Origin of the sequence: Pseudoalteromonas piscicida (assembly GCF_002744175.1) — a bacterium.
Taxonomy (GTDB): Bacteria; Pseudomonadota; Gammaproteobacteria; order Enterobacterales; family Alteromonadaceae; genus Pseudoalteromonas; species Pseudoalteromonas piscicida_B.
Genome location: NZ_NKHF01000088.1, coordinates 1 through 1,807, shown reverse-complemented (window position 1 = coordinate 1,807; position 1,807 = coordinate 1). Strand labels below are relative to the sequence as shown.

2 protein-coding genes are annotated in these 1,807 nt (G+C 38.5%); both read left to right on the top strand.

The genetic code is table 11. The annotated features are described in order from the left end of the window. The first annotated feature begins 129 nt into the window (after positions 1-129). Positions 130-1,245 carry a hypothetical protein gene (locus tag CEX98_RS23345; protein WP_242441752.1) on the top strand — a complete coding sequence of 372 codons (1,116 nt, stop codon included), beginning with the start codon at positions 130-132 and terminating at the stop codon, positions 1,243-1,245. A gap of 35 nt (positions 1,246-1,280) precedes the next feature. Further along, positions 1,281-1,571, top strand: a complete 291-nt coding sequence (locus tag CEX98_RS18205) for a hypothetical protein (protein WP_099643434.1) — start codon at positions 1,281-1,283, stop codon at positions 1,569-1,571. Positions 1,572-1,807 lie beyond the last annotated feature (236 nt).

The following is a 1,807-nucleotide window of genomic DNA, read 5'->3' as shown; positions in this document are numbered from 1 at the left end:
CATGATGATACATTCAGCGAGTTCAGAGCATCCTTACCTTTTAAGTGGTTAAGCTGTTATACAGGCCAAAGTATTTATACACAGGATATATTGTTTGACTTAGTGGCTCAGCACGGAAACCGAGTTAAGTTGAATCAACTAATTTTCAGTCGCAGTACCGATTGGGCAGCGCGTCAAAACTCATCTAAATTGACTGACAATGAGCTTGAGCAATGTAAATTTTGGTATGTGAGGGCATTTTTCTTTCTAGAAATTAATGTCGCGAAACCCTTTTTTGATGCATTAGTTACGGATAAAGATTCTATCTTTCTATTTGAAAGCATTTCTGGAAGTTTAGGTCGCCGGTTTGATGATGGTTGGCCGATGCTAACAAGCGACAAAGTGTATGAGCTTTTTAATACATTTTTTGAAAGTTGGCCCAAAGTTCCCTTACCAAGTGGTTGGGGCTCTGATAGCCCAAAAGAAGAAAAAGCTTATCGCTATCTCGTTGACTCTCTCAGGTGTATAAGTGCTGATTCACATGCTAGAGCCTTGGACTTTATTGAAAAGTTTCTAAAAGATGAACGTTTTGCAGATTTGCATCAAAGTTTGAAAAATATGCAAGTATATCATTTACGCAACAAGGCTCTGCTGGAATTTACGCCGCCAACGCCAGAAAATGTTGTGAACGTCTTAAATAAATGTGATGTGGTTACCGTTGAGGGGCTAAGAAAGCTGGTATTAGACGAGCTTGAATGCTACCAAAAAGATATTAATGGCGGTGAGTACAATACGGCAAACCGGTTTTACAAAACAATCTCAAGCGATACAGTTGTGCACCATGATGAGGTACATTGTGTAGAGATCATTGCAGAGTACTTGAAACCAAGACTTGAAAAACACAGTGTCAACCTTGAAACGGAGGACCAGACTAAAGATCAAAATAGAATTGATTTATCCGCTTCAAAAATAATAAACGGCCAGCGAAAGTTATTGGTGATTGAGGCTAAAGGCCAATGGCACAAAGAAATATACACTGCAATCAACTCTCAATTAGTGGAACGCTACACAATTCACCCAGACGCCTGTGAGCAGGGAATATACGTTGTGATATGGTTTGGACCAAATGAAAAAGTTGCGGGTTTAAAACGTCATAATATTAATTCAAGTCAAGAGCTAAAAGATGAGCTTACCAAGTCGTTACCCGAGAACTTAAAGACATTTATCGATATTTTTGTGTTGGATGTTAGTAAATCAAGCAAATAGCTACAGTGGAACAATCAGGATGAAATAATAAAGCGATGAAACAATTGGTAGTTCTCGACGAAGAGCATATGTCTTGGCTCTTATTTCGGTGTGGTGATGAGCACTTTATATCTGTTATAGCTGGAACGGTTGGGGTTTTCACCTTGGAAGTTAAGTTATCAAATACAGAATCTGCTCGTTACACTGAAAATGGTAAAAAATATATCGATGAGCTTGCGTATAGCATTCGGTACAACCCTAAGCACTTTGAAAGCCGATGTATCAAAGGGTTTAGGCAGGCATATGATGTTCAATCAGCATTGATAGCGCGGCGAGAACACAAGTAACTTATTTCCTTAATTAAAGTGACATTTCGACTTGCAATAAATAAGTATTCAGCTAAACCTAAACTAAGTTTTCCTTAGTTTAGGTTTTAAATGCAATTCCTTTCTCAAACAACTCCTTACCCAGATGAAACCATTGAAAGCTATTTGCTTCGCCTGTCACAAGACAATGGTTATCTTGGTTTTGCTGATATGGCCGATATTTTGTAGGATTGGCTGGTAACGCAAGATCATGGTAA

Bases quoted from the DNA above. Each gene is read 5' to 3' on its own strand.
- CEX98_RS18205 (WP_099643434.1), top strand. From the start codon at position 1,281: ATGAAACAATTGGTAGTTCTCGACGAAGAGCATATGTCTTGGCTCTTA.